Source organism: Flavobacterium succinicans (genome assembly GCF_001662485.1).
GTDB classification, from domain to species: domain Bacteria; phylum Bacteroidota; class Bacteroidia; order Flavobacteriales; family Flavobacteriaceae; genus Flavobacterium; species Flavobacterium succinicans_A.
Genome location: NZ_JMTM01000046.1, coordinates 143,071 through 168,748 on the forward strand (window position 1 = coordinate 143,071; position 25,678 = coordinate 168,748).

General features: G+C 36.0%; 26 protein-coding genes. 22 read left to right on the forward strand and 4 right to left on the reverse strand.

The genetic code is table 11. From position 1 onward, the window contains the following. Positions 1-281 precede the first annotated feature (281 nt). From FLB_RS07875 to FLB_RS07895, 5 genes are all read left to right on the forward strand, one after another. Positions 282-1,343 (forward strand): tetratricopeptide repeat protein, encoded by a 1,062-nt coding sequence (locus tag FLB_RS07875; protein ID WP_064715410.1) that lies wholly within the window; start codon positions 282-284, stop codon positions 1,341-1,343. Between the two features lie 126 nt (positions 1,344-1,469). Then, positions 1,470-1,946 carry a hypothetical protein gene (locus tag FLB_RS07880; protein ID WP_064715411.1) on the forward strand — a complete coding sequence of 159 codons (477 nt, stop codon included), beginning with the start codon at positions 1,470-1,472 and terminating at the stop codon, positions 1,944-1,946. 167 nt (positions 1,947-2,113) lie between these two features. Next, positions 2,114-2,518 (forward strand): hypothetical protein, encoded by a 405-nt coding sequence (locus FLB_RS07885; RefSeq protein ID WP_064715412.1) that lies wholly within the window; start codon positions 2,114-2,116, stop codon positions 2,516-2,518. 738 nt (positions 2,519-3,256) lie between these two features. Then, complete coding sequence (locus FLB_RS14265; RefSeq protein ID WP_157490579.1) at positions 3,257-3,475, forward strand: hypothetical protein; 219 nt, start codon at positions 3,257-3,259, stop codon at positions 3,473-3,475. 12 nt (positions 3,476-3,487) lie between these two features. Beyond that, positions 3,488-3,988: a GNAT family N-acetyltransferase gene (locus FLB_RS07895; RefSeq protein WP_064715414.1), complete on the forward strand. Its 501-nt coding sequence runs from the start codon at positions 3,488-3,490 to the stop codon at positions 3,986-3,988. A 57-nt stretch (positions 3,989-4,045) separates the two neighbouring features. Here FLB_RS07895 and FLB_RS07900 read toward each other — a convergent pair whose 3' ends face one another. Further along, on the reverse strand, positions 4,046-4,390 hold the full coding sequence (locus tag FLB_RS07900; RefSeq protein ID WP_064715415.1) for a DUF6686 family protein: 345 nt from the start codon (positions 4,388-4,390) through the stop codon (positions 4,046-4,048). 11 nt (positions 4,391-4,401) lie between these two features. Continuing rightward, the gene (locus FLB_RS07905; RefSeq protein WP_064715416.1) at positions 4,402-5,316 is read right to left on the reverse strand and encodes a DUF6607 family protein; all 915 of its coding nucleotides are present in this window, start codon (positions 5,314-5,316) and stop codon (positions 4,402-4,404) included. A gap of 110 nt (positions 5,317-5,426) precedes the next feature. On the opposite strand from FLB_RS07905, the gene FLB_RS07910 reads away from it, so the two are divergent. The 13 genes from FLB_RS07910 to FLB_RS07980 all read left to right on the forward strand — a co-directional run bounded on the left by FLB_RS07910 (position 5,427) and on the right by FLB_RS07980 (position 21,108). Next, entirely contained in the window at positions 5,427-7,544 is a 2,118-nt protein-coding gene (locus tag FLB_RS07910; protein ID WP_064715417.1) for a TonB-dependent receptor plug domain-containing protein, read from the forward strand. A 16-nt stretch (positions 7,545-7,560) separates the two neighbouring features. Beyond that, positions 7,561-8,649 carry an HmuY family protein gene (locus FLB_RS07915; protein WP_064715418.1) on the forward strand — a complete coding sequence of 363 codons (1,089 nt, stop codon included), beginning with the start codon at positions 7,561-7,563 and terminating at the stop codon, positions 8,647-8,649. A 757-nt stretch (positions 8,650-9,406) separates the two neighbouring features. Then, positions 9,407-10,741: an AAA family ATPase gene (locus FLB_RS07925; RefSeq protein ID WP_064715420.1), complete on the forward strand. Its 1,335-nt coding sequence runs from the start codon at positions 9,407-9,409 to the stop codon at positions 10,739-10,741. After that, positions 10,716-11,420, forward strand: a complete 705-nt coding sequence (locus FLB_RS07930) for an RloB family protein (protein WP_064715421.1) — start codon at positions 10,716-10,718, stop codon at positions 11,418-11,420. The genes FLB_RS07925 and FLB_RS07930 overlap by 26 nt, the downstream gene beginning before the upstream one ends. A gap of 182 nt (positions 11,421-11,602) precedes the next feature. Further along, on the forward strand, positions 11,603-12,208 hold the full coding sequence (locus tag FLB_RS07935) for a hypothetical protein (RefSeq protein WP_064715422.1): 606 nt from the start codon (positions 11,603-11,605) through the stop codon (positions 12,206-12,208). A gap of 103 nt (positions 12,209-12,311) precedes the next feature. After that, positions 12,312-13,223: a carboxypeptidase-like regulatory domain-containing protein gene (locus FLB_RS07940; RefSeq protein ID WP_064715423.1), complete on the forward strand. Its 912-nt coding sequence runs from the start codon at positions 12,312-12,314 to the stop codon at positions 13,221-13,223. 178 nt (positions 13,224-13,401) lie between these two features. Further along, positions 13,402-13,968, forward strand: a complete 567-nt coding sequence (locus FLB_RS07945; RefSeq protein ID WP_064715424.1) for a hypothetical protein — start codon at positions 13,402-13,404, stop codon at positions 13,966-13,968. Positions 13,969-14,132: 164 nt separating this feature from the next. Continuing rightward, a complete protein-coding gene (locus FLB_RS07950; RefSeq protein WP_064715425.1) occupies positions 14,133-15,227 on the forward strand; it encodes a two-component regulator propeller domain-containing protein in 1,095 nt (364 codons plus the stop codon). A 439-nt stretch (positions 15,228-15,666) separates the two neighbouring features. Next, positions 15,667-16,830 (forward strand): lycopene cyclase family protein, encoded by a 1,164-nt coding sequence (locus tag FLB_RS07955; RefSeq protein ID WP_064715426.1) that lies wholly within the window; start codon positions 15,667-15,669, stop codon positions 16,828-16,830. Positions 16,831-17,091: 261 nt separating this feature from the next. Further along, on the forward strand, positions 17,092-17,436 hold the full coding sequence (locus tag FLB_RS07960) for a hypothetical protein (protein ID WP_064715427.1): 345 nt from the start codon (positions 17,092-17,094) through the stop codon (positions 17,434-17,436). Positions 17,437-17,591: 155 nt separating this feature from the next. Then, positions 17,592-19,979 (forward strand): TonB-dependent receptor, encoded by a 2,388-nt coding sequence (locus FLB_RS07965; protein ID WP_064715428.1) that lies wholly within the window; start codon positions 17,592-17,594, stop codon positions 19,977-19,979. Between the two features lie 21 nt (positions 19,980-20,000). Then, positions 20,001-20,561, forward strand: a complete 561-nt coding sequence (locus FLB_RS07970) for a hypothetical protein (RefSeq protein ID WP_064715429.1) — start codon at positions 20,001-20,003, stop codon at positions 20,559-20,561. 232 nt (positions 20,562-20,793) lie between these two features. Next, complete coding sequence (locus tag FLB_RS07980; RefSeq protein WP_064715431.1) at positions 20,794-21,108, forward strand: HPF/RaiA family ribosome-associated protein; 315 nt, start codon at positions 20,794-20,796, stop codon at positions 21,106-21,108. A gap of 82 nt (positions 21,109-21,190) precedes the next feature. Here FLB_RS07980 and FLB_RS07985 read toward each other — a convergent pair whose 3' ends face one another. Beyond that, entirely contained in the window at positions 21,191-21,730 is a 540-nt protein-coding gene (locus tag FLB_RS07985) for an outer membrane beta-barrel protein (protein WP_064715432.1), read from the reverse strand. Between the two features lie 152 nt (positions 21,731-21,882). Here FLB_RS07985 and FLB_RS07990 point away from each other — a divergent pair, with 152 nt between their 5' ends. From FLB_RS07990 to FLB_RS08005, 4 genes are all read left to right on the forward strand, one after another. Then, complete coding sequence (locus FLB_RS07990) at positions 21,883-22,392, forward strand: nuclear transport factor 2 family protein (protein ID WP_064715433.1); 510 nt, start codon at positions 21,883-21,885, stop codon at positions 22,390-22,392. 286 nt (positions 22,393-22,678) lie between these two features. After that, positions 22,679-23,356 (forward strand): tRNA (guanosine(46)-N7)-methyltransferase TrmB, encoded by a 678-nt coding sequence (gene trmB / locus FLB_RS07995; RefSeq protein WP_064715606.1) that lies wholly within the window; start codon positions 22,679-22,681, stop codon positions 23,354-23,356. A gap of 39 nt (positions 23,357-23,395) precedes the next feature. Further along, the gene (locus FLB_RS08000; RefSeq protein ID WP_064715434.1) at positions 23,396-24,040 is read left to right on the forward strand and encodes a LysE family translocator; all 645 of its coding nucleotides are present in this window, start codon (positions 23,396-23,398) and stop codon (positions 24,038-24,040) included. Between the two features lie 7 nt (positions 24,041-24,047). After that, positions 24,048-24,374, forward strand: a complete 327-nt coding sequence (locus FLB_RS08005) for an MGMT family protein (protein ID WP_064715435.1) — start codon at positions 24,048-24,050, stop codon at positions 24,372-24,374. Positions 24,375-24,385: 11 nt separating this feature from the next. Here FLB_RS08005 and FLB_RS08010 read toward each other — a convergent pair whose 3' ends face one another. After that, complete coding sequence (locus tag FLB_RS08010; RefSeq protein ID WP_231891063.1) at positions 24,386-25,573, reverse strand: sensor histidine kinase; 1,188 nt, start codon at positions 25,571-25,573, stop codon at positions 24,386-24,388. Positions 25,574-25,678 lie beyond the last annotated feature (105 nt).

Here is a 25,678-nt window from a genome sequence, read left to right on the forward strand (position 1 = left end):
AATTCCAAATCCCAAAAAGCGTCACCTTGAGCGCAGTCGAAGGACAAATTCCAATGATTGCGGGTACTTCTCCCCTCTAGAGAGGGGATGGGGGTGTGTTTTTTAAATTCCAATCATGTGACTTTGAAATTAAGCGTCTCATACTTCCAAAACAACAAACAGAATTGAAGTTTTTGTAGTGAAAATTGTATATATTTGAGGGAATAAAGTCTGATTTTTGTAAGAACTATTAACTAGTTACCTGAAATGCAGAAACAAACAATTAAAACCCAACCTATTTTATGAAAAAGACATCTTTATTATTTTTATTATTGATATCAAACCTATCGAGTTTTGCACAAAATAAAATTGAAGCAGAAAAATTAGTGGCTGAAGGAGTTCCATATCACGATAAAGGAGATTATTCAGGAGCAATTAATAAGTATAATAAAGCATTAGAACTAGATAAAGACAATTTATTAGCTTTATCTGAAAAAGCATTTTCACTAATTTCATTGGAAAAATATGATGATGCAATTGAGATATGCAAACTAGCCATTAAAGCGCACCCTGGAGAAGATGTTAAAAACGTATATGTGAGCTATGGAAATGCTTTAGATCATTTAAAAAAAACAGATGAATCTTTGGAAGTTTATAGCGAAGGAATAAAGTTATTTCCTAATTATTATCAGTTACATTTTAACAAAGGAATTACTTATTCAAGTATTAAGAAATATGATGATGCCATTAATTGTTTTAAAAATTCTATTTCGATTAATCCTAAGCACGCAGGTTCGTTAAATGCAATAGGAATTCTTGAAATGGAGCAAAATAGAATTCCTTCAATTTTAGCTTTTTCAAGATTTTTTATTATTGAGCCTCAGACGGCAAGATCAAAAAAGAATTTTCAATATATGCGAAAATTGCTTATGCAAGGTGTAACAGAAACAACAAAGCAATCTGTTTCGATTAATATAGATTCAAATATGCTTAACGATTCTACCGATACAGGAAAAAAGAAGGAAAATAATTTCTCAATGACAGATTTAATTTTGTCAATGGACGCTTCTCAAGATTTCGATAAAAAAAATAATAATAAAACTGACGTTGAGAAATTTATTCGAAAATTTGAAACTATTTGTTCTTCATTAGAAGAATCTAAAAAGGATAATTTTGGTTTCTATTGGGAATTTCTTGCACCTTATTTCATCGAAATGAAAAATAAAAAATTAATTGAACCATTTGCATACATTGTTTTTGTTGATTCAAGTAGCGAAGATGTTTCAAAATGGTACAAAAAAAATCAAGATGAACTTGATAGATTTTATGATTGGTCTAAAAATTATAATTGGAAAAAACAGTAAATATGCACTTCAGCTAATAGCCATAAAATGGTTTTAGACAAAAGGCTTAATGAAAAGGTGCTTTTGTATTTAGTAGTCCATCGCTCATAGAAATATAAATCTTACTTTAGCCCCAAACCGGATGAAATGAAAAAAACATACTTAAATATTCTTGTCCTTTTCTCAATTACTTTTTTGAGTTGTGAAAAGAAAGATGCAGTAGTCTCAAGTAATTTTATTCATAAATGGCATTCATTGGACGGACAATTAACCATCAATTCCAACAATACATTTGAATACAGTCGAAACAATTGTATTTCGAAATCTATTTCAAAAGGGAAATGGAAAATTACCAATGACACTTTAGTATTGAATAGTTTTCAGCCCAAAGGATGTTATTTTATAGAAAGCTTTGTCGTAAAACCTCCAAAAGATACAACCTCAAGTATAGTCTCTAATTATAGTGTGAGAATAAAAAATTGTAAGCCAAATACAGGTTATGTAATTCTAAAAAACGAGAAATTTTACATTACAGATTCATTACTTATTTCAAAAACATCGCCATACATTTATGATAAAAAACTTAGTGAAGGTTACAATTTTAAAAGAAGAAGTTATAAATAACAGAACAGCTAAGCCATAACAACAACAATAATAATAATGATAACTAATTTAGCTTTCTCCAAAGTATACTAAGAAAAGTTAGTTTTGTATTCTAAACGAAGTGCTTAATTATAAGTTTTCTAAACTTTTAGAAAACTTCTTCAGGATTAAAAAAATAAATATCAACAATGAAATTACACTACAACACCCAAGATGAAACCCTAGTCATTCAAGATGGATTGAAAAATCACCATTTTTTACTGAAACTTTTGATGATTTTGAATTTACTTAACGCGGTTCTGAATGTCTCGACTTTTAGTATAAGCAATGTAGGGTTTATGCAATTGGTTTGGCTTTTTCTGGGATTGGTATCGGTAGTGGTGTTGTATAATTTGACGGTAGAGAATACCACTTTAGAAAAAATTCCTGTTAGTGCAATCAAAGGGCTAAAGGAATATTCCTTTTTTGGAAAAAAACGCTTGGCCATTGTACTCAATAATGGAAAAAAACGCGATTTGGTTGAGGTGAAAACACCACAAGAATTTAAAGAAGCGCGCAAAATAATGAAGCAAGTTGGGCTTAAGGATTTATAAATCTAGTTCAATTCCTGTTTTTTGTATTTCAAATAATTCAATAGGAATGGGCTTTAGCCCATTTGCTAATGTTAGTTCAGTTTGAGGCTTTAGCCAAAATCTATGGTAGTTTTGGCTAAAGCCTCTACATCTTCATAATTGTATCCTCTCGCTTTAGCGAGAGGCAATTGATTTTAGTGCAATCAATTAATAAGCATTATTTATTGATGCGATATAATTTCATATCCGATTTGTAGGTTTAGGCTACTTTCAAAATACCTATAAGGTCTGGAAAAAGACCTTGCAGAAAAACATCGTAAATCATTACAAGTTTATGACATCCTTCTTCACGAAAAAAGGATGTACTATCGGATTTCCTGCAAGGTTTCTTTTAACCTTGTAGGTGTGCTCTGTTAAAATACCTACAAGGTCAGGAAAAAGACCTTGCAGGAAAACATCTTAAATCATTACAAGTTTATGACATTCCTGTTTACGAAAAAAGGATGTATTATCGGATTTCCTGCAAGGTTTCCTTTAACCTTGTAGGTATGCTCTGTTAAAACACCTACAAGGTCTGGAAAAAGACCTTGCAGGTTAAGGAATCTATTTTTTTGGAAAAATTCAATAGGAATGGGCTTTAGCTCATTCTTTACAATGAGTTTCACATTAGGCTTTAGCCAAAATCTATTGTAGTTTTGGCTAAAACCTCTGCATTTTATTCTTATATCCACTCGCTGAAGCGAGATACAATGTATTGTTTTGAAATTAGCAGACCATCATTTTTTCTTTCTTTATGTTCTGAAAACGGAACGTTCTCGTCTAGCCCTGATGGGAGCGGCATCCTTGCTTGACGGGGTTCGGCAAGCAAGATATAGTGGACAGCAGGACGACTCATCTGGTGAGCACGTTGATGGTGCTCCTCGAACTAATGCAAAAAAGTATTCTTTTTTTGGGGATAAAAGTTATTTTTACGGTTAAAAAGAGCGAGGTATGATTTTAAAAACAGCAAGTCTGGCGGATATTCCGGTGATTTGGGATATTTTGCAAGCGGCGATTGCCCAACGCAAAGAAGACGGTAGCACACAGTGGCAAGACGGTTATCCGAATTTGGAAACGGTGACCGATGATTTTGTTAAAGGATATGCACACGTATTGGTCGAAAATGAGGTGGTGGTAGCCTATGCGGCCATCATTTTTGGCGAGGAACCGACCTATAACAACCTGCAAGGGGAGTGGTTGAGCCATTCGGATTATGTGGTGGTGCATCGTGTGGCTACGGCACCTGAGTACAAAGGAAAGGGAATTGCCACGCTTTTATTTGAGAAAATTGAGGAGTTGAGTAAAGCCAAAGGGGTGTTTAGCATTAAAGTAGATACCAACTTTGATAACTTTCCGATGTTGAAAATTCTCGAAAAATTGGGTTATACTTATTGTGGTGAGATTGTGGTTCGCGGTGCGCCACGAAAGGCTTTTGAGAAGTTGTTGAAATAGGATGAAATTATATGTGAAAAGTCCAGCAATTGTTTGTGGTTGCTGGACTTTTTGGTTTTAATTGTAAATCATTTTATAGTTGATTTCCTCGGGGGCTAACAAACGAGCCCGATGACTAAAATCGACTAGAATTTTGAGTTCCTCCAATTCGTGGCGATTCAGCAAAATGATGAAGTTGTTTTGCAAGGTTGGAATGGGAATTTTCTTTTCATAGATAGAATTTTCGTATTCCTTTTCCCAGTATGCACTGTCTATGGAGTTGAGGTACACCCTAAATCTATCAAATTCCACCGCATCAAAGTTGAAGGTCAAATTGTTAAACGAAAGATTGTACAGCGAACTATGCGTACAATAAAATAACAGTCCGTTATTGGTTCTATTTAAAATGTTTAGGGTGCACATCGTTTTTGGTTTTAGCGAATTACAAATGCGTTAATGATTTTGGCTACTTCTTCTTGTGTAGCATCGGGTTTTAAATCGAATAGGATGCTGAATAATGATTTTTTATCCACTTTTTTCTCCAAGTTTAGGTCTTTGTTTTGGCCGTAAATTTTTGTCCATTCGTTGCGTACTTTTGCCCAAAGGTCTTTGTTTTTTGCCCACCATTTTTGTGCCAATTGGCATTTTTCATCAGGTACTTTGGTGTAAATATCCATTCCTTTTTCTTGTGCCAAAAGCACATCCGAACCTCCTTCTGTACGAATCAATTTGTCGTTGTCTTGTTCGTGAATCCATCCTTTTGGAGTGATTTCGTGTATGTTTCTTCTTTTCAAAACATTGTAATCATTGCGTTTTGTATGTTCTCTTCTAGGCAAAGGCGCATCGGTTGTATTTTTCCAAGACGTCACGCCATCTACCGTAGCCCAAGAAGCAGAGCCTTCGTATCTTGGACTGTCGTCTACTTGGTATACTTTCTGTGTCCATTGGCCTTTTACGGTTTTGGGGTCAAGTTTTTTATACTTCCAAGTAAGGTCTTTGTGAAACTGCAACAAATCGGTGTTTTCGTAGAGCCAGTCTTGTCGCCAGTGTTTTACAATGTCTTCTTCTTTGTTGCCTGTAATGAGTAGGTGTTGCAAAACCAATTTGTTGGGCGTGTTTTCTACCAATTCTACCCATTCTAAAGCTGTTTCGTGTTTGGTTTTTGAGGGTTTGTAACTAGCGCTATCTTTTGGATAGTCAAAGGTTTCGGTAAAATTGAATTGTACTTCATAACAACCACACATCGCTTGTATGGCCTTGATGTCTTCTTTTTTCTTGGCATTTTGTCCAAAACTTAGGGTCGTACTTAGTGCAAGTGTGCCTAAGATAAGCATTGATTTTGTTTTCATTTTTTAATTAGTAAGGGTTAAAATTATGCGGACAAAAATACTATATTAATTTAGAATAAATAAAAATAAAGTATATATTTGCCGAAAATAATTAAGATTAATTCTAAATAATGAAAAAGAGTATAGCGGTTATTATCTTGTCATTGCCAGTGTTTACAGGCTATTCCCAGCAAAAGGTGCAAGATTCGCTTCGGGTTAATCCACTACAAGAAATAGTGGTGACCGGACAAATAGAACCCCAGTCTTTGCGAAAATCGGTTTTCAATGTTCGGGTGATTTCGAGTCAGGACATCAAGAATTTAGCGGCGAATAACTTGGCCGATGTCTTGAATCAATATTTGAACATTACCGTAAGGCCTAGTAGTTCTGATGGGCGTTCTACCGTTTCTTTATTTGGTTTAGACGGACAATACTTCAAAATATTGGTCGACAATATTCCATTAATCGGAGAGGCGGGTTTGGGGAATAACGCCGATTTGTCTCAGATTAATTTAGACGACATCGAACAAATCGAAATCATTGAAGGCTCTATGGGCGTGACGCACGGTGCCAATGCCGTAAGCGGTGTGCTCAACATTATTACCAAAAAAGGGTCGCGCTACAAATGGAGTTTGCGTGCCACGACTCAAGAAGAATCGGTACACAACGAATTCTCTCTTTTTGACAAAGGACGACATATACAGGCTTTGGCACTTTCTTATGCACCCAACGAAAGATGGTTTTTTAATGCATCGTTGAATCGGAATGATTTTCAGGGTTTTTTGGATGGTAAAAAAGGGAAGGATTATTTCGAAAATGATGCCACACGCGGCTATCGCTGGTTGCCCAAAGAACAATGGAATGCTACCACGATGTTGGGTTACCAAAAGAACGCTTTTCGAATGTTTTATAAATTCCAATGGCTCAACGAGCGTGTTGATTTTTACAACAGCACGGTGCAGTCGGGCTATTCACCAACGCTTGGTTCTTACCGCTATGCTATGGACAAAAGGTATTGGACGCAACGATTTTTCCACAATTGGAATGCTTCTGGAAAACTAGAAAGCGGAATGAGTTATACTGTTTCGCTTTCGCATCAAAAACAACAACGCGACACCGAAAACTTTAGGTACTATCTATTCACACAGCAAGAAAATGAATCCGTGAGACAAAAAGACCAAGCTATGGAAGTGTTGTATAGCACTGGAACGCTTAGTAATTTTTTCAAAAGCAAGAAAATAGATGTGCAATTGGGTTATGAAGTGGTGAGTAATTTGGGCTATTCTTTGGTGCAAGAGGGCAACAATCTTTTTGTCCCGATAGCGAAACGCTTGAACAATTACGATTGGTTTATGAGTTCCGAAATCAAAGCGACGCCTTCTTTTTCTATTCGTCCCGGAGTTCGATATTCTATTCAATCGCAATTTGATAACCAATATGCAACTTCCTTGGGCTTGCGTTATTTGTTACCAAAAGGAATAGAACTGCGTACTTCTTTAGGGCAATCTTTTAGAACGCCAACATTCGAAGAATTGTACACCAAACAAATTTTTGATGGACATCATTTTACGGGCAATGAAAATTTGATTCCAGAAACCAGTTGGTCTTACGAAATGAGTGCAAAGAAAACGGCATTTTTGGATTCGGGGCTACAAGTGGCGCATACGTTTACCGCCAATTATCTCAAAGTCAACGACCGTATCGATATGGCACTGGCGCGCTTCAATACCGAGACGGGTAATCCCGAATACGAGTACATCAACATCAGTCGTTATCAAATGTGGAATGTTGCGACCACGAATCAGTTCAAGGGCAAGAATTGGTTGTTCAATTTGGGGGCTTCTTTGGTAGGCGTTTCCCAAAGAATCGACAATCAAGTTTTTGTGTCAGATGATCGGTTTTTGTTCACCTTCAATGCCAATACCAGTGTATCGTATACTGTACCCAAATGGAAAACGATTGTTTCGGCCTACTACAAATACAGCGGAAAAACCCAGCAATTCATAGAAAGTAGTGCTGCGTTTGTGATTTCCGAAATAGACGACAGCCATTGGTTGGACGCGACCATTCAGAAGAATTTTTTCAGCAATACACTCGAAACTACTATAGGCGCGAGAAACTTGTTCGACATCAAAAATATCAATCAAACTAGAACCGGAGAAGGCGCAGGACACGCCACGTCCAACCAAGTAATGCTGGCTTACGGACGTTCCTTTTTTGTAAAACTGACCTATAACCTTAATCTTTAATATAAATCAAATTGTAATGAAAAAAACCTTTTTAATTTTAGCCTTAGCCTTAGCTACCTTAAGCTCTTGTTCCAACGATGACGAGGGAAACAAACCAGAAATTCCTTCCTTAGGAGCGATTTTGCAACCTGCAGTGGGTGGGCCAAATCAGCCGAATCAAGTCTATGTAGATTTGAGTACCAGCAAAACCGATGCGATTCCGAGAGGGTCTTGGGATTTCGGATTTTCAACAGGTGCAGAATACCGAGTAATCCTCAACGGTGCTCTAAAAATGGCCGTGAAAAAACTAGAAACAGCTGATATTACCTTGCCTCAAACGGCTGATGCTGCCGTGGCAGTTGGCGGGGGAACAACTTTGGCCAGCAATGGTTTTGTCGATAATCCAACGGGAGTTTTGGAAGGAGCGGGAGCAGGAGTTGGAACGGCCATCGCCGCGGTGGCTGCCAACGATGCTGAGAACAAAGTCTACTTGCTCAATCTAGGTTTTGCGGTTTCGACGGCCACGGCAGGCGTTGGCTCGGTGAGTCTTGATGGCGAAGCGAGAGGCTGGAAAAAAATCAGAATTCTACGCAACGGAAACGGCTACAAAATCCAATATGCGGACTTGAGTGCCACTACTTTTACAGAAAAAACAATTGCCAAAGACAGCAATTTCAATTTTGCATTTTTCAGTTTGGCCGAAGGCAAAACAGTAACGGTTGAGCCACAAAAAACCAAGTGGGATTTGAATTTTACGCCTTTCACCAATTATTTGCCAACAGGAACCGCTGATGTAACCTATGGCTATTCCGATTTTATTGTGACGAACAGATTGGGCGGCACTCAAGTCTACCAAGTTTTGGTTGCCGATGGTGGTAGCTATGCTGATTTTACCTTGTCAAAAGTAGTCGAAGATAAATTGACAACCTCCAAAACCGACCAAAGAATGATAGGCTCCAACTGGAGAAGCGGAGGCGGACCAACTACCTTGCCGAGCGTGAGAACCGACCGTTTTTATGTGGTCAAAGATGCCGCTTCCAACTACTACAAAGTGCGCTTCCTCGCGATGAGCAACGAAGCGGGACTAAGAGGAAATCCTACGTTCGAGTATGCCAAATTACAGTAAACACAAGCTATAAGTGTCTAAAATTGTAGTTAAGTTTTTTTATTTTGTTGTTGTTAGTCAAAAGGTTGCTTCGGCGGCCTTTTGTGTTTTGGGATAGCGTCTCCTAAAGTGATGGTATTGATTTTTTAGGAGCTAATCCTGCTGTCCGTTATAATCTCCGCCTCGCGTGGCTTTTTGGGCTAGGCCGCAAAGGAGCTTCTTTTAGTCGCTCTTTCCGCCCTGCCCAAAATAGCCACCCGAGCCAGAGGATTTCCACTCCCATCAGGGCTAGGAACGTTAGAACGAGAAAATACCCATAGAAGGTCACCCTGAGCGCAGTCGAAGGGCAAAATTCCAAATTTTTGGGTGCACTGCTCCCCTCTTGAAATCGAAGATTCAACGACTCCGATAAATAAATAAAATAGGGAGTTATAGGGGCTGGTGGTGTGTTTTTGTCGAATTCTATCCCAAAATTGGGGAGACCATTCAAACCAAAAACAACAAACGATATACTAGTAAAAGGTTTGTAGTGAAAATTGTATATATTTGAGAAAACTAAAGTCTGACTCTTGTAAGACCTATCTGCTAGTTACAGGCAAGTGTACAAAATAGTACGTCCAAACGACACCCAAAAAACAATTAAATCAAATTTACTAATTTTTAAAAGCAAAATAAATACTGTTTTTAGCTGTATCCATTTAAAAATTGCCTTTATTTTTCCTATCATTACAAGATAAACACTACCTTTGTGTAAAATTTAGCAAAAAGTACGATTATTATGCTTTTACAATTTTCAATCAAAAATTTTAGAACCTTTAAAGATAAAGCAACTCTAAGTTTAATTGCCTCAAATTACGACAAAGACACACGAGAGGTCGAAAACGTCTTTGAAGATAAAAAATTCAACTATAGACTGCTCAAAAGTGCTGTCATCTATGGTGCAAACGCTAGTGGAAAAAGTAAACTTTTGGAAGCAGTTGCCTTTATGAGACATTTTGTAATTAATAGTTCAAAAGAAAGTCAAAAAGGCGAAAGTATTGAAGTTGAACCTTTCCGCTTAAGCAAAGAAACGGAAAATGAACCATCTGAATTTGAAATAATTTTTCTTTTTAAAGGAGAACTATTTCGTTATGGCTTTGAAGCAACTGAAGAAAAAATTATTTCTGAATGGTTATATCATAAACCCAAAACAAAAGAAATTGAATTATTTTATCGTGACGGAAATCACTTTGATACTCACGAAAGGAATTTTGCAAAAGGTACAACGGTAGCAAAAGAAGGTTTAGTAAGAGATAACGCTCTTTTAGTTTCCGTTGCTGCTCAGTTCAATGAAAAAACGGCAATTACAGTTACTGATTGGTTTAAGAGACTTAAATTTTTATCAGGTCTAAATGAGTCAGGTTACCAAGGATTTACGCTAAGTAAAACAGAAAATCCAACACAAAAAATCAAAATTCTTGAACTGTTAAAAGCGGCTGATTTTGGGATACAAGATATCAAACTCCAAAAATTGGATATTGAAAAATTACCTAAAGGAATGCCAAAAGAAATTAGAGATAAAATTCTAAAAGAAGTAAAAGAAGAAAACGCAGAATTTATTGCTGATGTATTAACAACACATACAAAATACGACTTGAACAAACAAGTGGTTGATAAAGTAAACTTTTCTCTTGACGATGATGAATCTTCAGGAACAAGAAAGTTTTTTGCTTTAACTGGACCTATTTTAGATGTTGTTCAAAATGGCTACATCTTAGTTGTTGATGAACTTGATTCAAAGTTACATCCTAATTTAGTGTGTAAAATTGTCTCTTTATTTAACTCAAAAGAATTCAATACAAAAAATGCTCAATTAATTTTCAACTCTCACGATACTAATTTATTAAGTTCGGGTTTATTTAGACGAGACCAGATTTGGTTTACAAATAAAGACAAATATGGTGAGGCAAAACTATATTCTTTGGCTAACTTTAAATCTGATGAAGTTAAGAAAAATGAGCCTTTTGAAGATAATTACATAAGAGGAAAATATGGTGCTATTCCATATTTAGGCTTTTTTGATAACTTAAATTTTAATATGTCGCAATATGAAAATGAAAAACAAAAAAGCTGAACAAATTGCGGCTAAACAAAAACATAAAGAACAACTAATAGCTAAAAGACGAACTGAACCAAATTTAGAGAGACCCGATGCTGAATTAATTGAGAAACCCTCGATATTGATTGTCTGTGAAGGCGAAAATACAGAGCCTTCATATTTCAATCAATTCAGACTTTCTTCTGCTACTGTAAAGTCTGTGGGAGAAGGATATAACACAACTTCTTTAGTAAATAGAGCCATACAATTATCAAACGAAAAACAATACGACCAAGTTTGGTGTGTATTTGACAAAGATGACTTTGATGAAAATGATTTTAACAACGCAATTCAAATAGCAGAAGCTCAAAATTTTAAAGTAGCATATTCCAATCAATCTTTTGAATATTGGTTAATTCTTCATTTTGACGACCATCAAGGAGGGGGAATGCACAGAAAAGATTACAACGATAAAATAAATGAATTACTTAAACCTTTTGGCGTAACTTATGAAGGAAATGGCAATAAAAAAGTCAACGAACATTTTTTTGAGTTATTAGACGGATTTGATAAAAAGACAAAAAAGAAAAGAATTGATTTAGCTATCACAAGAGCTACTAGAAACTTTAACCAATTTGACCATAAAAATCCAGCGAAAGAAGAATCGTCAACAACAGTATTTAAGTTGGCAGAAGAATTATTGAGATACTTGTAAGATAAAAACACCTGCCTGAAACCGCCGTTTGGCAATATGGCGGGATTAGGCTTAATTTAAAAATGGTTTTGTATTTGAAAAATTGTCATTAACCGAAAGTTTAGGCTTTCTTAATCCGCCACATCGCTAAGCGGCCAACCGTTATACCTCAATTTAAAGAACCGATAAAAAGAATCTTATATATGAAAATATCAGAAGGTAAAAAGAAAGACTTAATTTTAGAATATATCATTGAAAGAGAACGAGGAAGTCAACCGCAAGGTGTTTCATCAGAAGAAATTCAAAACGATGTACTTCCAGAATGTTCTATTGAGGATATTACTATTTTGTTGAAAGAAATAGAAATGCATAATCCTGAATTAGTTAAATTCTATTTTGGAATAACTACTACATATTCTACTAAAATTATGTTTGCTAAACCGTTCTTAAAGAAAGGAGGTTTTGAAAAAATTGAAAATGAAGAGAAAATCAAAAACAGAAAAGACACTTTTGACTTTAAGGTTTCTAAATTTAAATACTACACTTTTTGGTGGTTTTTTACTTTTGCACTAATTGGTTTTGGATTAAGTATTTATAATTTTGCAAATAGCCTCAGAAGTGAAAAAAGTACAAAAGTTAAAGACACAAAAAAGGAACAAATGGGATTGGTAACAAACAATACCCAAACTTACATTTTAAACCAAAGAAAACCTGATTCTTTTCATACTCCAAAGGTGTTGAATAGTGCAAAAGTATCAAGTGGGGAATCGAAACCGAAAATTGGAATAATTAAAAAACCGAAGGGATAAAGGTAAATCAACGAATGAAGACAATTGGTTGGCTAGAAAGTTGGTTTTATTTGTAAGTTTTGCCAAATTTGATGTCAGGGCTTGATGTAGCCCCAAATACACTTTGGAACTACTACAATTACATCATTTAAACAAAACAGAAAACAAACAAAATATGAAAGTGCCTTTTTATCTTTTTTTAGCTATTACTTTACATTCTTTCGCTCAAGTAAAAGTAATCAACGGTGAAATAAAGGATATAGAAAATAAAGCTGCCTTACACTACGCGAATATTGGAATTGCCAATAAAAATACGGGAACGGTATCAAATTCTGAGGGGAAATTTTCTTTAAAAATGGATGAAAGTGTCAATGAAAATGATGTAGTCACTTTTTCTTATGTTGGTTATCAATCAAAAACAGTAGCCGTATCACAACTTACTCTTCCGAATAACATTATTGAATTAACGCCTTTGAAGAATCAATTAGATGAAGTGGTGGTCAAATTTGTAAAACCAAAGCCTAAAGTATTGGGAAGAAATTCGAAAGGTCTTGGACTAATGCATACTAATTTTTATACCTATTACGAAAAAGATGTTGACGACCGATTGAGTAAAGAAGTTGGAATGAAGTTTACACTAAAGAAAGATTGCAAAATAAATGATTTGAATTTTAACATCACTTCAAATGAATTCAGCTCCCTAAAATTTAGGTTGAATTTTTATAAAATTGAAAATGGATTGCCATCAAATCGTATTGTAGAAAAAGATATCGTTTTTGAAATCAAAGATGAGTTTAAAGGTTGGTTTAAGGTAGACTTGAAACCGTATGAAATATATTTGGATAAAGAAACAGCAGATGTAGCAGTTACCATTCAATGGGTGGAAAGCAAAAAGGCAAATGAGAAAAGCAAATACTTTGGCATTTCAACAGCAAAGTCAATAACTGAAACCAGTTTTTACAGAGAAAAAGCAATGGATAGTTGGAGTAAAAGTGGACAAAGTATGAGTTTTTACCTCAATGCAATGTGTAGGTAAAAAAAGAACGCAAAACAGTAGTTTCTAAAAAAAAGGCTGGTTTTGGTACATCTATAACAAGGCTTACTTTAGTTCTAAACCGTTGAGGTACCAGAACCTTGGCAGCAAGCGATACGCAGCACTAAAATTAGAAATGTAACACATTCTGAAAATAAGCGTCTTTCATTAAAAATATATTATGAAGCCAAAAAATAGTTGCTTACTCGGATTGTCTTTTTTTGTTATAAGTTATATACTATTTTCTCAAGGGTCTAGATTAGAATACTTTCAAAAACCAGTAGATTTTGCACATTGGTTTAACTTAATTGGAGCAGTATTGCTGATTTCTTTTAACAAAGTTTTTCCAAAGAATAATCTCAATACGGTAGCGTCTTTTGTAACCACTTTAGGAGTTATTGCTCATATAGGTCTCTGTACAATTGACTTCATAATGTGGAGTTTTGGAAATAACGAAATGGCTAAAACAGCATTAAGCAATCAAATAAGTAATACGCCATCAATTTTATATCCTTTTGTTATTATTGGTCCGTCATTGCTTTTTGTGGGATTGGCTGCTCACGCATTGAATTTCATAAAAACGCACACTTTAAGTTCGTTAATGGTAATTATAGGAGCTCCATTAGTCGGTTTTTCATTTTTTATATTAAAAAACGGCAATTTAATGCTTTTAAGCTGTGCTGTTTTTGCTTTAGGCTTAGTTTTACTTCTTAACGCAAATGAAAACAGAAAAATAATAAGCGAATAAGTGCCAGTTATCAGCAACAAAAACGAATTTTGGCAATAGGCTTAAATTGAAATTGTTTTTTTTGACAAACTCGAAAATAGGGCTTACTTTAGTGCCAAATCCACTGAGGTTCAAGAACGTTGTGCGTCATTTTGACGAAACGTGGAAAAAGAAAAAAAATAATTATGATTAAATATAACAAAATCAAAGCTAACTATTTAATGCTTGTTTTATCATTTTTATTTAATTCGTGTATTGGACAAATTACAGAATCAATACCAGTTAACATTACAAGAATTCATAAAGATAGTATTAGTCTAAAGGCAGAAATGCAACCTGAATATAGAAATAGTGTACATGATAAAGATTACCAAGGAAACCAAATAAGTGGTGTTATTCGAACTGTTTTTCAAGACAGCAAAGGAAATTTTTGGTTTGGCACACAAAATGGTCTTTGTCGTTATGATAAGAATGGACTTGTTTATTTTGTACTTAAAGATTCTACTGGACAAAAAGTAGTAGTTTATGCTATTCTTGAAGATAAAATTGGAAATATCTGGATAGGTTATGATCGTGGCATTGCAAAATTTGATGGGAACTATTTTACCATGTATTATGAAAATGGAACCAAGAGAATTGGTGGTCTTTGGAGTATGACAATGGATAAAAAAGGAATACTTTGGGTAGGAACTACTCAAGGTGTTTATAGCTTTGATGGAGAGAAATTTTCTCCGTTTGAAATTCCTGAAGGAAAGATAAATCCCGATGTGGGAATTAGTACAACCAAAATGATTCATTCCATTATAGAAGACAGTAAAGGTAAAATGTGGTTTGCAACCAACGGAGGTGTATATATTTATGATGGAACTACGTTAACCAACATTTCTGAAAAAGAAGGGCTCAAATCTAATTTTGTGGGTCAAATAATTGAAAGTAAAGAGGGCTACTTTTGGATTTCGACTTCCAAAGGGTTGTGTAAATACAATGGAGAGACTGTTATAAATGTAACTGAAAATCTTTTTAACCAAAATGATATTGGTATTGGTTGCATTTTTGAAGATAAAAACGGTACACTTTGGTTTAATGCCAACAAACGTGATATTTATAGTTACAGCAACAAAGTATTCACTAAAATTGAAAGTAAAGAAGGTGAATTTAAACCTTTCCCATTTACTATTTATCAAGATAAACAAGAACGCATTTGGTTTGTGGGTCTTAAAGGTGCTTATCGCTTAGAGAACAATACTTTTATAAATGTAAACAGAAATGGGCCTTGGTAAAATTGAAAACGAACGCACAACAGCTATAGCAGTTGCACAACTCTCTTCAAAAAGTAAAATTTCAAGATAACTTAAAAAACAACCTCGTTTAAGAATATTTAAGCGAGGTTTATTTTTAGTTGAAGTCTTCAAAATGGAAAGTTCTTAAACGCAAGCCATAGTATTTGCAACGCGGTTCATTAAAACAGTACTATTGTGTAACTGATGTTGTTTTTTTTCTGTTCTGAAAACCAAACGTTCTCGCTTAGCCCCGATGGGAGCGGCATCCTTGCTAGGCGGGGTTCGCCTAGCAAGATATAGCGTACAGCGGGACGACTCGTGTGGGAAAGTCGGTGTGGCTGCTCCTAAAAATTCAAACAATCATTAGAGTTTGTAAGGTCGATAAAATAGCCGTTGGGCGCTTGCTGTGAATTGCGGTTATTTTCCTTATTTTTGGCGTATGACTTCAGAGGCTACGGTTCAATACGATTATATTTTTACTGGGGCGGGCTTGGCGGCTTTGATGACGGCGTACAAAATGGTGTCGTCTCCTGCTTTCCAAGACCAAACCCTTTTGTTACTCGACGAAGATGCCAAAAAGGCGAATGATCGTACTTGGTGTTTTTGGAGTACTTCGCCCAGTATTTGGGATGGCGCTGTGGCGAAACATTGGGACGTGGCTTGGTTTGCTTCGGAAGCGTACAGTCGGGATTTGCCTTTGCAGCCGTATCGCTATCAAATGATTCGCGGCATTGATTTTTACCAGCAAGTGTTCGCTTTGTTGCAGCAACATCCGAGGGTGACTTTTGTGCAGGAAAAAGTAACCGACATAGAAGAAACCGAACAGCAAATTTTTGTAAAAACTACGGAAGCGGTTTATTTCGGAAAGCGCGTGTTGAACAGTATTTACAATCCTACTTTGGTGGCGCATCAAAACGAATATCCTGTGCTGCAACAGCATTTTGTGGGGTGGTTTGTGCAAACGAAAGAGCCCGTTTTTACGGCTGAAAAACCGACGTTTATGGATTTTTCGGTGGCGCAAAAAGGGAATACGCGTTTTATGTATGTGTTGCCGACTTCGGCTACCGAGGCTTTGGTGGAATATACGCTTTTTTCGGCCAACCTCTTGCCCAAAGCCGAATATGAAACCGCCATCAAAGACTACTTACAGCAACTCGGTGTGACGAGTTATACCATACAAGAAAAAGAGCAGGGGAGCATTCCAATGACTTGTTATCCGTTTTGGAAAGCGAATACCAAGAATGTCCTGAACATCGGCACGGCTGGAGGTTGGACCAAAGCGAGTACGGGCTATACTTTTAGGAATTCGGACAAAAAATCGGATGCGTTAGTACGCTTTTTGCAACTCGATTTGCCTTTTACCTCCTTGGGAAAAAGAACTAAATTTTGGTGGTACGATTTGTTGTTGTTGGATATTCTGGACCGCACGAACGAATTGGGAAGTGTCATTTTTTCAAAGCTGTTCCAAAAAGGAAAACCCGATTTGATTTTTAAATTTTTGGATGAAGAGACTTCTTTTTTCGAGGACCTACAAGTAATCTGGAAATGCCCAAAAGTGCCTTTTCTTAAGGCGTTGGTGAGGGTGGTGTTTCGATTGAAATAGTTTTTTTAACCGCAAAGCGCGCAAAGGTTTACGCAAGGGACGCAAAGTTTTAATCTGTGTAAATCTGTGAAATCTGTGTCTTTTTACCGCAAAGGCGCAAAGTTTTATCTGTGAAATTTGTGTAATCTGTGTCATTTAACTGCAAAGAACGAAAGGGTTTAATTCGTGAAATTCGTGTTTTTTAGCGCTATGACGCAAGCTTTTAATTTTAATTTGTGTCAATTCTTGAAATTCGTGTTTCTTTCTTTACATTTGCAACAGATGACAAACAAAGCTTTCATATCGAGGATCTTTTTGCTGATTTTGTTGGCGACGATGGTTTTTCAAACCAAGCACAGTTATGCCCATTTGATAGAGCAGCTAGAAGCTCCAATTTGTCATCACGAAAACACGACTTCAAAAAAACAAATCACACACGCGCACCATTATGCGCAACCTTGTTCGGTTTGTGCTTATTCTGTTAACAGTTTCTTACCGCCTTCTTCCTTTTTTTGGGAAAATAGCGAGGCTGTAACCTATAGTAAAACGACTAAGTTTTATCTATCTTCAACCTTTACTTTCTATTCAGGAAGTTTATTTGCGTTACGGGCACCGCCTGTAGTATAGCTTTTTTAGGAAGTGAACGGACCTTTTGGTAGTCTATAATTTGTGATTAAAGCACATTTTGTAGTCAATTCAATAGCGTTTATCTCACTTCAAAACGTCATTTTCGAGACTAGAGAATGGCGATAATCCTATTTTAATTTTTTTTGAATATCAAAATGCGAGCAAAAAGCTATAGTGTTTTCGTGTTCTTTTGGTTTACGGCTTTGGTTTTTTCACAAAACAAACTAAGCGGTACCATTACTACTGAAACGAAAAAAAACCTTGAAGGTTGTCACGTACACATTGGAAATAAAACGGTAAACACCAACAAAAATGGGTTTTACGAAATCAAAGACGTGCCTTCTGGTACGTTGAAGGTTTCGCTGTCCTTTGTGGGTTATCAAACTATTGACACGGTGATTACATTGACATCTGATAGGGAATTGAATTTTGTTATGAAGCAAAATACAGAGGCTTTGTATGAAGTTTTGGTGAAACAAAAAAACACGACACCCAATCAGTCGGTGCTGGAACAAAAAGTAAAAGCAGCCACGATTGAGAAGTTTAGTAATCAGTCCTTGGGCGATGTTTTGCAAGAAGTAGCAGGAGTTTCAGGTTTAAAGACAGGAAGCACCGTGGTGAAACCTATTGTAAATGGTATGTTCGGAAGCCGAGTGCCAATCATTAATAACAATGTCCGGATGCAAGACCAAGAATGGGGAACAGAACACGCTCCCAATTTTGACATCAATGCTGCGGGAAAAATAACAGTGATTAAAGGCGCTTCAGGCTTACAATACGGTGGCGACGCTGTGGGAGGTTTGGTAATTTTAGAACCGATTCAAGTCCGAAAAGACACCTTGTTTGGAAGAACGATGCTCAATTTGGCTTCCAACGGAAGAGGTGGGTCGGTCACTACAAGTTTACACAAAGGGAATGACCTAGGTTGGAGTTGGAACGTACTCGGCACCTTCAAATATATGGGAGATCGTGAAGCACCCGATTATGTTTTGTCGAATACAGGCAACCGTGAATCAAATTTTACGGGCGATGTAAAGTATACTGGAAAACACTATTTCCTGTCAGGATTTTATAGTTATTACAATGCCACTATTGGAATTTTGAGCGCTTCGCATACGGGAAGTATCAATGATTTGTATAACTCAATCAATAACCAAAAACCTTCGGTAATCAATGATTTTACCTATACTATCGACAATCCAAAACAAGAGGTGCAACACCATTTGGCAAAGTTGAATTATCAGTACTATTTTGATGAAACGGCTTCTCTTTCTTCGCAATATTCTTTTCAATTCAATAAACGATTGGAATTTGATGTAAGAAGAGGTTCCTTTAATAATCTAGCGGCTTTGGATTTGGAATTGTCTACACACAATTTGAATGTAGATTTCAAGAAAACCTACCACGATTGGCATTTGAAATCAGGAATAAATGCAGGTTTCCAAAATAACTTTGCCAGTCCTGCCACGGGTATTCGTCCGTTGATTCCAAATTATGAGAAGCTAGATGCTGGAATTTACGGAATTGCGAGTGTTTCTTTATCAGACGGTTTGGTTTTAGATGGTGGTTTGCGCTATGACTTTTCAAAAGTAGATGCCAAAAAGTTTTATTTCAAAAGTAGATGGACCGAAAGAGGTTATGATGTTCTTTTTCCACAATTTGTGGTAAGAGAGGTGGGAGACCAAATTTTGGCGCACCCTAATTTTACCTTCCATAACCTATCGGCTAGTCTTGGTTTTAGAAAAACGTTTGACAAGCAATGGGATTGGTATACCAATATTAGTTTGGCGACCCGTAACCCAAATCCATCGGAATTTTTCAGTGATGGATTGCATCACTCTACAGGAATCATTGAATTGGGGGATTTGGCGTTAAAGAAAGAGCAATCACTAAAATTGTCCACTACATTGCAAAAAGCTTGGACAGCTTTTTCATTCGAAATCAATCCCTACATCCATACGGTACAAAACTATATGTTCCTTCGTCCTGTTGGTGCCGAAACGACTATTCGTGGTGCCTTTCCCGTTTGGGAATACCAACAAACCAAAGCGCTTTTAGGTGGTGTTGATGTACAAACCAATTGGACTATTTCTTCGCAATGGCAACATCGTTTTACAATGGCTTACATCAAAGGGAATGATCTAGACAATGACGAGCCGTTGATCGATATGCCTCCTTTTCATTTTACCAATACCATCGAATTCAAGAAAAAAGAATGGCATGAGTTATTGTTGGAGTTAAAGAGTGAGGTTGTGATGAGACAACAGTCGTTTCCCAACAACAATTTCGACATTAACTTAGTGGATAGCGACGGGAATCTATCGCCAGCTTTATTAGATATCAGCACGCCGCCAGCGGGGTATCATTTGCTTCATTTTTACAGTGAAATGAAATTCCATACGTTTTACAAAACCACGACTACACTTGGGTTTTCTGTTCAAAATATATTCAATACAAATTATAGGGATTATCTCAACCGCCAACGCTTCTTCGCAGATGAAGTAGGGCGCAATTTTCAAATACAAATCAAATTTAATTACTAATTACAACTTAATTTAAATCCAATGAAAAATTCAAAAATTTTAGCTTTAGCCTTACTTACGGTACTTTCTTTTTCTTCTTGTAACAATGATGATCCGGAAGTAGTAAATGAAGAAGAAGTAATCACTACGGTTACCACAACACTTACTGCAGGGAGCTCTGTTATTACGCTAACCTCAAGAGATTTAGATGGTGATGGCCCTAATGCACCAGTAGTGACCGCTTCAGGAGATTTAAAAATCAATACTACCTATAACGGGGCGACTACTTTCTTAAACGAAACTGTTAAACCTGCTGACGATATTACGGCTGAGGTAAAAGAAGAAGGGGATGACCACCAATTGTTTTATCAAGCGCCAGCAGCTGTTGGAACTTTCACTTACGGAGATACTGATAAAAACGGAAAACCAATTGGTTTGGTTTTTACTTTGAAAACAGGTACAGCGGCTACTACAGGTAATATTACCGTAGTTTTAAGACACCTACCAGCTAAAAGTGCTTCAGGTGTGGCTACAGGAGACATCACTAATGCTGGTGGAGCCACAGATGCTTCAGTTACTTTTCCAGTTAAGGTAGTGAACTAGTCATTTGTCCATATAGAATGCTAAAAAGCGTTGCTTCTTGCAGCGCTTTTTTTTAAGGGTTTGAAGGTTAGATACTGAGAATCCATTGTTTTCAATACTTTTTAAAAATAAAAAAACACATAAATTTAAAAGACATAAAATACGTTTTCGGAGTCCTAAACTTTTGCTAAAAGAGTAGCTTTTTTCTTCTGAATGATTTAAATTTGAAATATAACTCAAAAACATTGTAACGATGAAAGTACAAATCAACACCGACAAAAATATCGAAGGGCACGAAAGAGTAGAAGCTTACTTTTCTGGTGAATTAGAAAAATCATTGGCTCGATTCGAAGATAAAATTACTAGAGTAGAAGTGCATTTTGGTGATGAAAACAGTAATAAATCTGGTGTAGACGACAAACGTTGTTTAATTGAAGTTCGTGTGGCCAACAGTCATCCTCTCGCGGTTACAGAACACGCCAGTAGCATCGAAAAAGCATTTCATGGGGCATTAGACAAAATCAAACGTTCGCTAACGTCTACTATCGAAAAGCAAAAAGCACATTAAAATAATTTTAGCTTTGAGCTAATTCTAAATAAAAGGGCAATGTCATCAAACATTGCCCTTTTTTATGCAAAAAAAATAGATTTTAGAACGTAAATGATGCGCCCAATTGAATGACTTGGTTTTTAGAATCACTGTCTTTGATCACTTCTTTAAAACTGCCAATATATCTTCCGTTGATCGCTAATCCGAAAGGTAAATTTAATGACATGCCAAACGCCCATGCACTATCAAAAGTTTTGAAATCTGGATTTTGAGAACCGTTAATTTTGTCACTGACTTTAAAACCAAATTGTGGACCTGTTTCAAAACTAACAATTTTTAGTGCATACAACTTAGCCAAAATGGGCACTTGTACATAGTTTAAATCAAAATCAGAAGTGCTGGTAGTAAAACCTTGTTTGGAGAATTGAATCTCTGGTTGAATATAAAGTAATTTGGGAACTATAGACATTTCTTTGTAAACGCCAAGATAATAGCCGTTGTTGCTTTTTATTTTACCAAAATTTCCGTCGCTAGCCGAAGAAAAATTAGCTCCTGCACGAACACCAAAACCTTGTGCAAATGAACTTTGCGATAGAGAAAATACAAGGAAAGCAAATAAAAGAGTGGGGATTGTTTTCATAATTTGATGGATTTGTTTCACATTTCAAAAATATATTAAAAAGAGTGACCAAGCGCGATTCTTATTGTTTTTTTAACTTTCAAACTATGGTAGTAAACAAAACTTGCTATAAAGTAGTTATTTTTGTTATTCAATTAACCTAAACACAATCTATGAAAACCACACTTTCTATGGGGCTCCTTTTGGTAGCTGGACTTTTTTCCACTATGGCTCATGCTCAGCGTTCTGAAGAACAAAAAATTTCCACTACTCTCGATGCTTGGCACAAAGCAGCTGCGCAAGCTCAATTTGATGCTTATTTTGGATTAATGACCCATGATGCCATCTTTATTGGTACCGACGCGAAGGAGAATTGGAACAAAACCGCTTTTCAAGCTTTTGCAAAGCCTTATTTCGATAAAGGAAAAGCATGGAATTTTACCGCAATCGAGCGTCATATTTTTTTGGACGCCACAGGCAAATTGGCTTGGTTTGATGAGTTGTTGAGTACACAAATGAAAATTTGTAGAGGGTCAGGTGTACTAGAAAAAATAGGAAAGGATTGGAAAATCAAACATTATGTGCTTTCTATGACGATTCCAAATGAAAACGTAGACGAAGTAGTAAAAATCAAAACACCTATAGAAGATGGAGTGATGAAGCAACTAACCGCCAAAGAATAAAACGTTTTGTCAGCGTATTAGCATTTAAAAAAGTTAGCCACTACCCGAGCGATAGCGAATAGGCGAAGCAATAGCACAATTTGTCACTAATTGCTATCGAAATTGATATTGAATGACACGAATACCATCAACTATAATAATTCGTGTCATTAAAACACATTGTAATTCTTGATTTATTAGTGAATTCGTGGCGGAAATTTTATAAGTGTAGGTCCTTGTTTTTTGTGAACTAAAGCGAGCCTTCAAATTTAATTGCTTATTTTTGCACGAAATAGCAAAAAATACCGTGGGAAGTAAAAATAAATTAAAAAGGTTCAAAGAAAACGAAACATTCGATAATGTGTTTCAACCAACAAGAGAAGAAGTGGTAGGGGAGTTGTTTCCTCTAAAGGGAAAATGGAATGCTGAATTTTTCAAGAATGACAACCCTTTGGTTTTGGAATTGGGTTGTGGAAAAGGTGAATACTCGGTGGGTTTAGCAGAGCGCTATCCTAATAAGAACTTTATTGGTATTGATATTAAAGGTGCGCGCTTTTGGAGAGGAGCCAAAACGGCTGTAGAAACAGGCTTGCACAATGTAGCTTTCGTAAGAACCCAAATCGAGTTGATCAATCATATTTTTGCCGAAAATGAGGTTGGCGAAATTTGGATTACTTTTCCAGATCCACAAATCAAATACAAGAGAACGAAGCATCGTATGACGAACTCAGAGTTCTTGCAATTGTATAAAAAAATCTTGAAAAAAGAAGGTATCGTGAATCTAAAAACCGATTCGGAATTCATGCACGGTTACACTTTAGGCCTTTTGCATGGCGAAGGACATGAGGTGCTGTATGCGAATCATAATGTCTATAAAAACGAAGGAAGTCCAGAGGAGGTTACGGCTTTTCAAACGTTTTATGAAAAACAATATTTAGCCATCAATAAAGCGATTACTTTTATTCGTTTTAAAATAAAATCATAAACTAGATTTTTAATTAAATCTAGTTTTTCCTTTCATGCTATGCAGATATTAGGTCTCTTTTTTCTCGGTTTTATTAGCGCTTTTGTTGGTATTTCGCCACCAGGGTTGATTAATATGACTGCGGTAAAAGTGAACCTAAAAGAAGGAAAACGAGTAGCGATGTGGTTTGTCTCTGGAGCGGTTGTTGTCATCTTTTTTCAAACATTTTTAGCACTTTTATTTGCAAGGGTGCTTGATAAAAGTCCATCACTTATATTGCTTTTAAGAGAAATAGGATGTGTAATTTTTGCCATTCTCACCATTTATTTTCTTTTTATCGCGAAAAAGCCTAAACGAAAAGCAGAAAAGATTAAAAAGTACAGTAAAAGTTCGCGTTTCTTTTTGGGAATGTTACTTTCTGCCTTGAATTTTTTTCCTATTCCCTATTATGTTTTGTTAGGAATTACCTTTGCATCCTATCAATTATTTACCTTTGATTTGCTTTCTATTTTTATCTTTGTTTTGGGAGTAGTATCAGGTGCTTTTTTAGTGTTTTATGGGTATGTGGCTTTTTTTAATAAAATTGAATCCAAAGCCGATTTCTTTATTCAAAATATGAATCGCATCATAGGAACCATCACGGGTTTGGTAACGCTGGTTACTTTTTGGAACATCATGAAGCATTATGGTTTGTTATCTCTTTGAATAAAAAATGGAAGAAACCAATTTTTTTGAGCGTGTTTATGCTGTGGTAAGGCAAATTCCTTATGGCAAAGTTACTTCCTTCGGAGCCATTGCCAAAGCTTTAGGAACTGCGCGTTCTGCTCGAATGGTGGGTTGGGCCATGAATGCCTCGCATCATGTAGAAGATGTTCCAGCACATCGTGTAGTGAATAGAAAAGGGCTATTAACAGGTAAACACCACTTTGATGGAACGAATTTAATGCAACAATTGTTAGAAAGTGAAGGTGTTGTAGTTAAAGACAATCAAATTGTGGACTTCGAAGCTCATTTTTGGGAGCCCGAAGTGAGAAAGTAAAAGAAACATTTTTATACTAAGAGGCAAATTTTAAATTGAGTTTTGTTTTCTTCACATTCAAAGGATAAATAACCACCGTGAGCTTCAATGATACTTTTGGATAAGGTAAGTCCAATTCCTGCTCCTTTTTTTCGTGTAGTAAAGAAAGGAAGGAAAATTTTATCTTGAATCTCTGCTTCAATTCCGCTACCATTATCTGTAATTATTACATACAATCGTTGCTCAAACCTCTCTACATTTATACTTATTTCTTTATTCTCTTTGTTTTCTAACGCATACATGCAATTGGTTAGTAAGTTGATAAAAACTTGTTCTATTTGGTTTTTGTCAATTAGTATCCAAAGGGTTTGATGTAGCGTGTTGTTTACGGTTATGTTCTCTTTTTTGAATAAAGGAAGCATGATTTGTAACGCATCGTTAATTAGTTTTGAGAGCTCCGTTTTTTCCTTTTTAGGTGTCGGCAACATGGCTAGTATTCTATAACTCTCAACGAATTCCTGAAGATGATTGCTCCGATTATGCATTGTGATTACACTCTGTTTGATATCTTCTAAATCCTCGTTGGATAAACTATCTTGCTGAATGAGTTCATTTAAGTTTTGAGAAAGGGAACGTATGGGAGTGAGTGAATTTAAGAGCTCGTGCGAAATGACTTTCATTAGGTTGATCCAAGCTTCTTTCTCTTTCTTATCGACTACTTTTTGTATGCTATCTAGTAAAATGACATAGTATTCTTTGTTTAGCGTTTTGGTTACAGAAGTTTGAATGACAAAAGTTTGGGTTTCTTTTTTGTCAACTTGTATTTGTATCGGACTTTTCATTTCCTTAAATTCTTGGGCTTCGATAAACTCACATAGTGAAGGTAATAGCGTTGCAAGATAGTGCCATTTGGTAACTTTAGGCACCTGAAAGTGCTTGGAAAAATAGTTGTTCATCAAGAAAACGTTCCAATCGTTTTCGCTTTTTTCTAAGATAAGGATGCCACTTTCTATGTTGTTCAAAATGCTGCTATATACTATGTCTTTGGAGAAGGTATCGTTCTCTTTGTTTTTTAGTTTTTCATATAATTTGTAGATAGCATTAGGGTTGGTGTTGGCGGATACTTTGGAGAAATCTGAGGTGAAATCGTTATTCAGCATTAATGAAATGATTCTGTCATAAAATTGCATAGCATTTTTAAGAAAAAAATACAGTTCCATCAGGAGTAAAAAACTGAGAAGAGAGGACAAAAAACAAGAATAAACTAAGTTTTTTGAATAAAGAAAAAAACTCAGAACTACTCCACAAAAAAGAACGAGTAGTCG

What these genes read in the sequence shown, in the direction of transcription:
- FLB_RS07925 (WP_064715420.1), top strand. Translation starts at nt 9,407, where the DNA reads ATGCTTTTACAATTTTCAATCAAAAATTTTAGAACCTTTAAAGATAAA.
- FLB_RS07930 (WP_064715421.1), top strand. Translation starts at nt 10,716, where the DNA reads ATGAAAATGAAAAACAAAAAAGCTGAACAAATTGCGGCTAAACAAAAA.
- FLB_RS07950 (WP_064715425.1), top strand. Translation starts at nt 14,133, where the DNA reads ATGATTAAATATAACAAAATCAAAGCTAACTATTTAATGCTTGTTTTA.
- FLB_RS07970 (WP_064715429.1), top strand. Translation starts at nt 20,001, where the DNA reads ATGAAAAATTCAAAAATTTTAGCTTTAGCCTTACTTACGGTACTTTCT.
- FLB_RS07955 (WP_064715426.1), top strand. Translation starts at nt 15,667, where the DNA reads ATGACTTCAGAGGCTACGGTTCAATACGATTATATTTTTACTGGGGCG.
- FLB_RS08010 (WP_231891063.1), bottom strand. Translation starts at nt 25,573, where the DNA reads ATGGAACTGTATTTTTTTCTTAAAAATGCTATGCAATTTTATGACAGA.
- FLB_RS07990 (WP_064715433.1), top strand. Translation starts at nt 21,883, where the DNA reads ATGAAAACCACACTTTCTATGGGGCTCCTTTTGGTAGCTGGACTTTTT.
- FLB_RS07900 (WP_064715415.1), bottom strand. Translation starts at nt 4,390, where the DNA reads ATGTGCACCCTAAACATTTTAAATAGAACCAATAACGGACTGTTATTT.
- FLB_RS08000 (WP_064715434.1), top strand. Translation starts at nt 23,396, where the DNA reads ATGCAGATATTAGGTCTCTTTTTTCTCGGTTTTATTAGCGCTTTTGTT.
- FLB_RS08005 (WP_064715435.1), top strand. Translation starts at nt 24,048, where the DNA reads ATGGAAGAAACCAATTTTTTTGAGCGTGTTTATGCTGTGGTAAGGCAA.
- FLB_RS07895 (WP_064715414.1), top strand. Translation starts at nt 3,488, where the DNA reads ATGATTTTAAAAACAGCAAGTCTGGCGGATATTCCGGTGATTTGGGAT.
- FLB_RS07935 (WP_064715422.1), top strand. Translation starts at nt 11,603, where the DNA reads ATGAAAATATCAGAAGGTAAAAAGAAAGACTTAATTTTAGAATATATC.
- FLB_RS07910 (WP_064715417.1), top strand. Translation starts at nt 5,427, where the DNA reads ATGAAAAAGAGTATAGCGGTTATTATCTTGTCATTGCCAGTGTTTACA.
- FLB_RS07885 (WP_064715412.1), top strand. Translation starts at nt 2,114, where the DNA reads ATGAAATTACACTACAACACCCAAGATGAAACCCTAGTCATTCAAGAT.
- FLB_RS07880 (WP_064715411.1), top strand. Translation starts at nt 1,470, where the DNA reads ATGAAAAAAACATACTTAAATATTCTTGTCCTTTTCTCAATTACTTTT.
- FLB_RS07980 (WP_064715431.1), top strand. Translation starts at nt 20,794, where the DNA reads ATGAAAGTACAAATCAACACCGACAAAAATATCGAAGGGCACGAAAGA.
- FLB_RS07985 (WP_064715432.1), bottom strand. Translation starts at nt 21,730, where the DNA reads ATGAAAACAATCCCCACTCTTTTATTTGCTTTCCTTGTATTTTCTCTA.
- FLB_RS07915 (WP_064715418.1), top strand. Translation starts at nt 7,561, where the DNA reads ATGAAAAAAACCTTTTTAATTTTAGCCTTAGCCTTAGCTACCTTAAGC.
- FLB_RS07965 (WP_064715428.1), top strand. Translation starts at nt 17,592, where the DNA reads ATGCGAGCAAAAAGCTATAGTGTTTTCGTGTTCTTTTGGTTTACGGCT.
- FLB_RS07875 (WP_064715410.1), top strand. Translation starts at nt 282, where the DNA reads ATGAAAAAGACATCTTTATTATTTTTATTATTGATATCAAACCTATCG.
- FLB_RS07905 (WP_064715416.1), bottom strand. Translation starts at nt 5,316, where the DNA reads ATGAAAACAAAATCAATGCTTATCTTAGGCACACTTGCACTAAGTACG.
- FLB_RS07960 (WP_064715427.1), top strand. Translation starts at nt 17,092, where the DNA reads ATGACAAACAAAGCTTTCATATCGAGGATCTTTTTGCTGATTTTGTTG.
- FLB_RS07945 (WP_064715424.1), top strand. Translation starts at nt 13,402, where the DNA reads ATGAAGCCAAAAAATAGTTGCTTACTCGGATTGTCTTTTTTTGTTATA.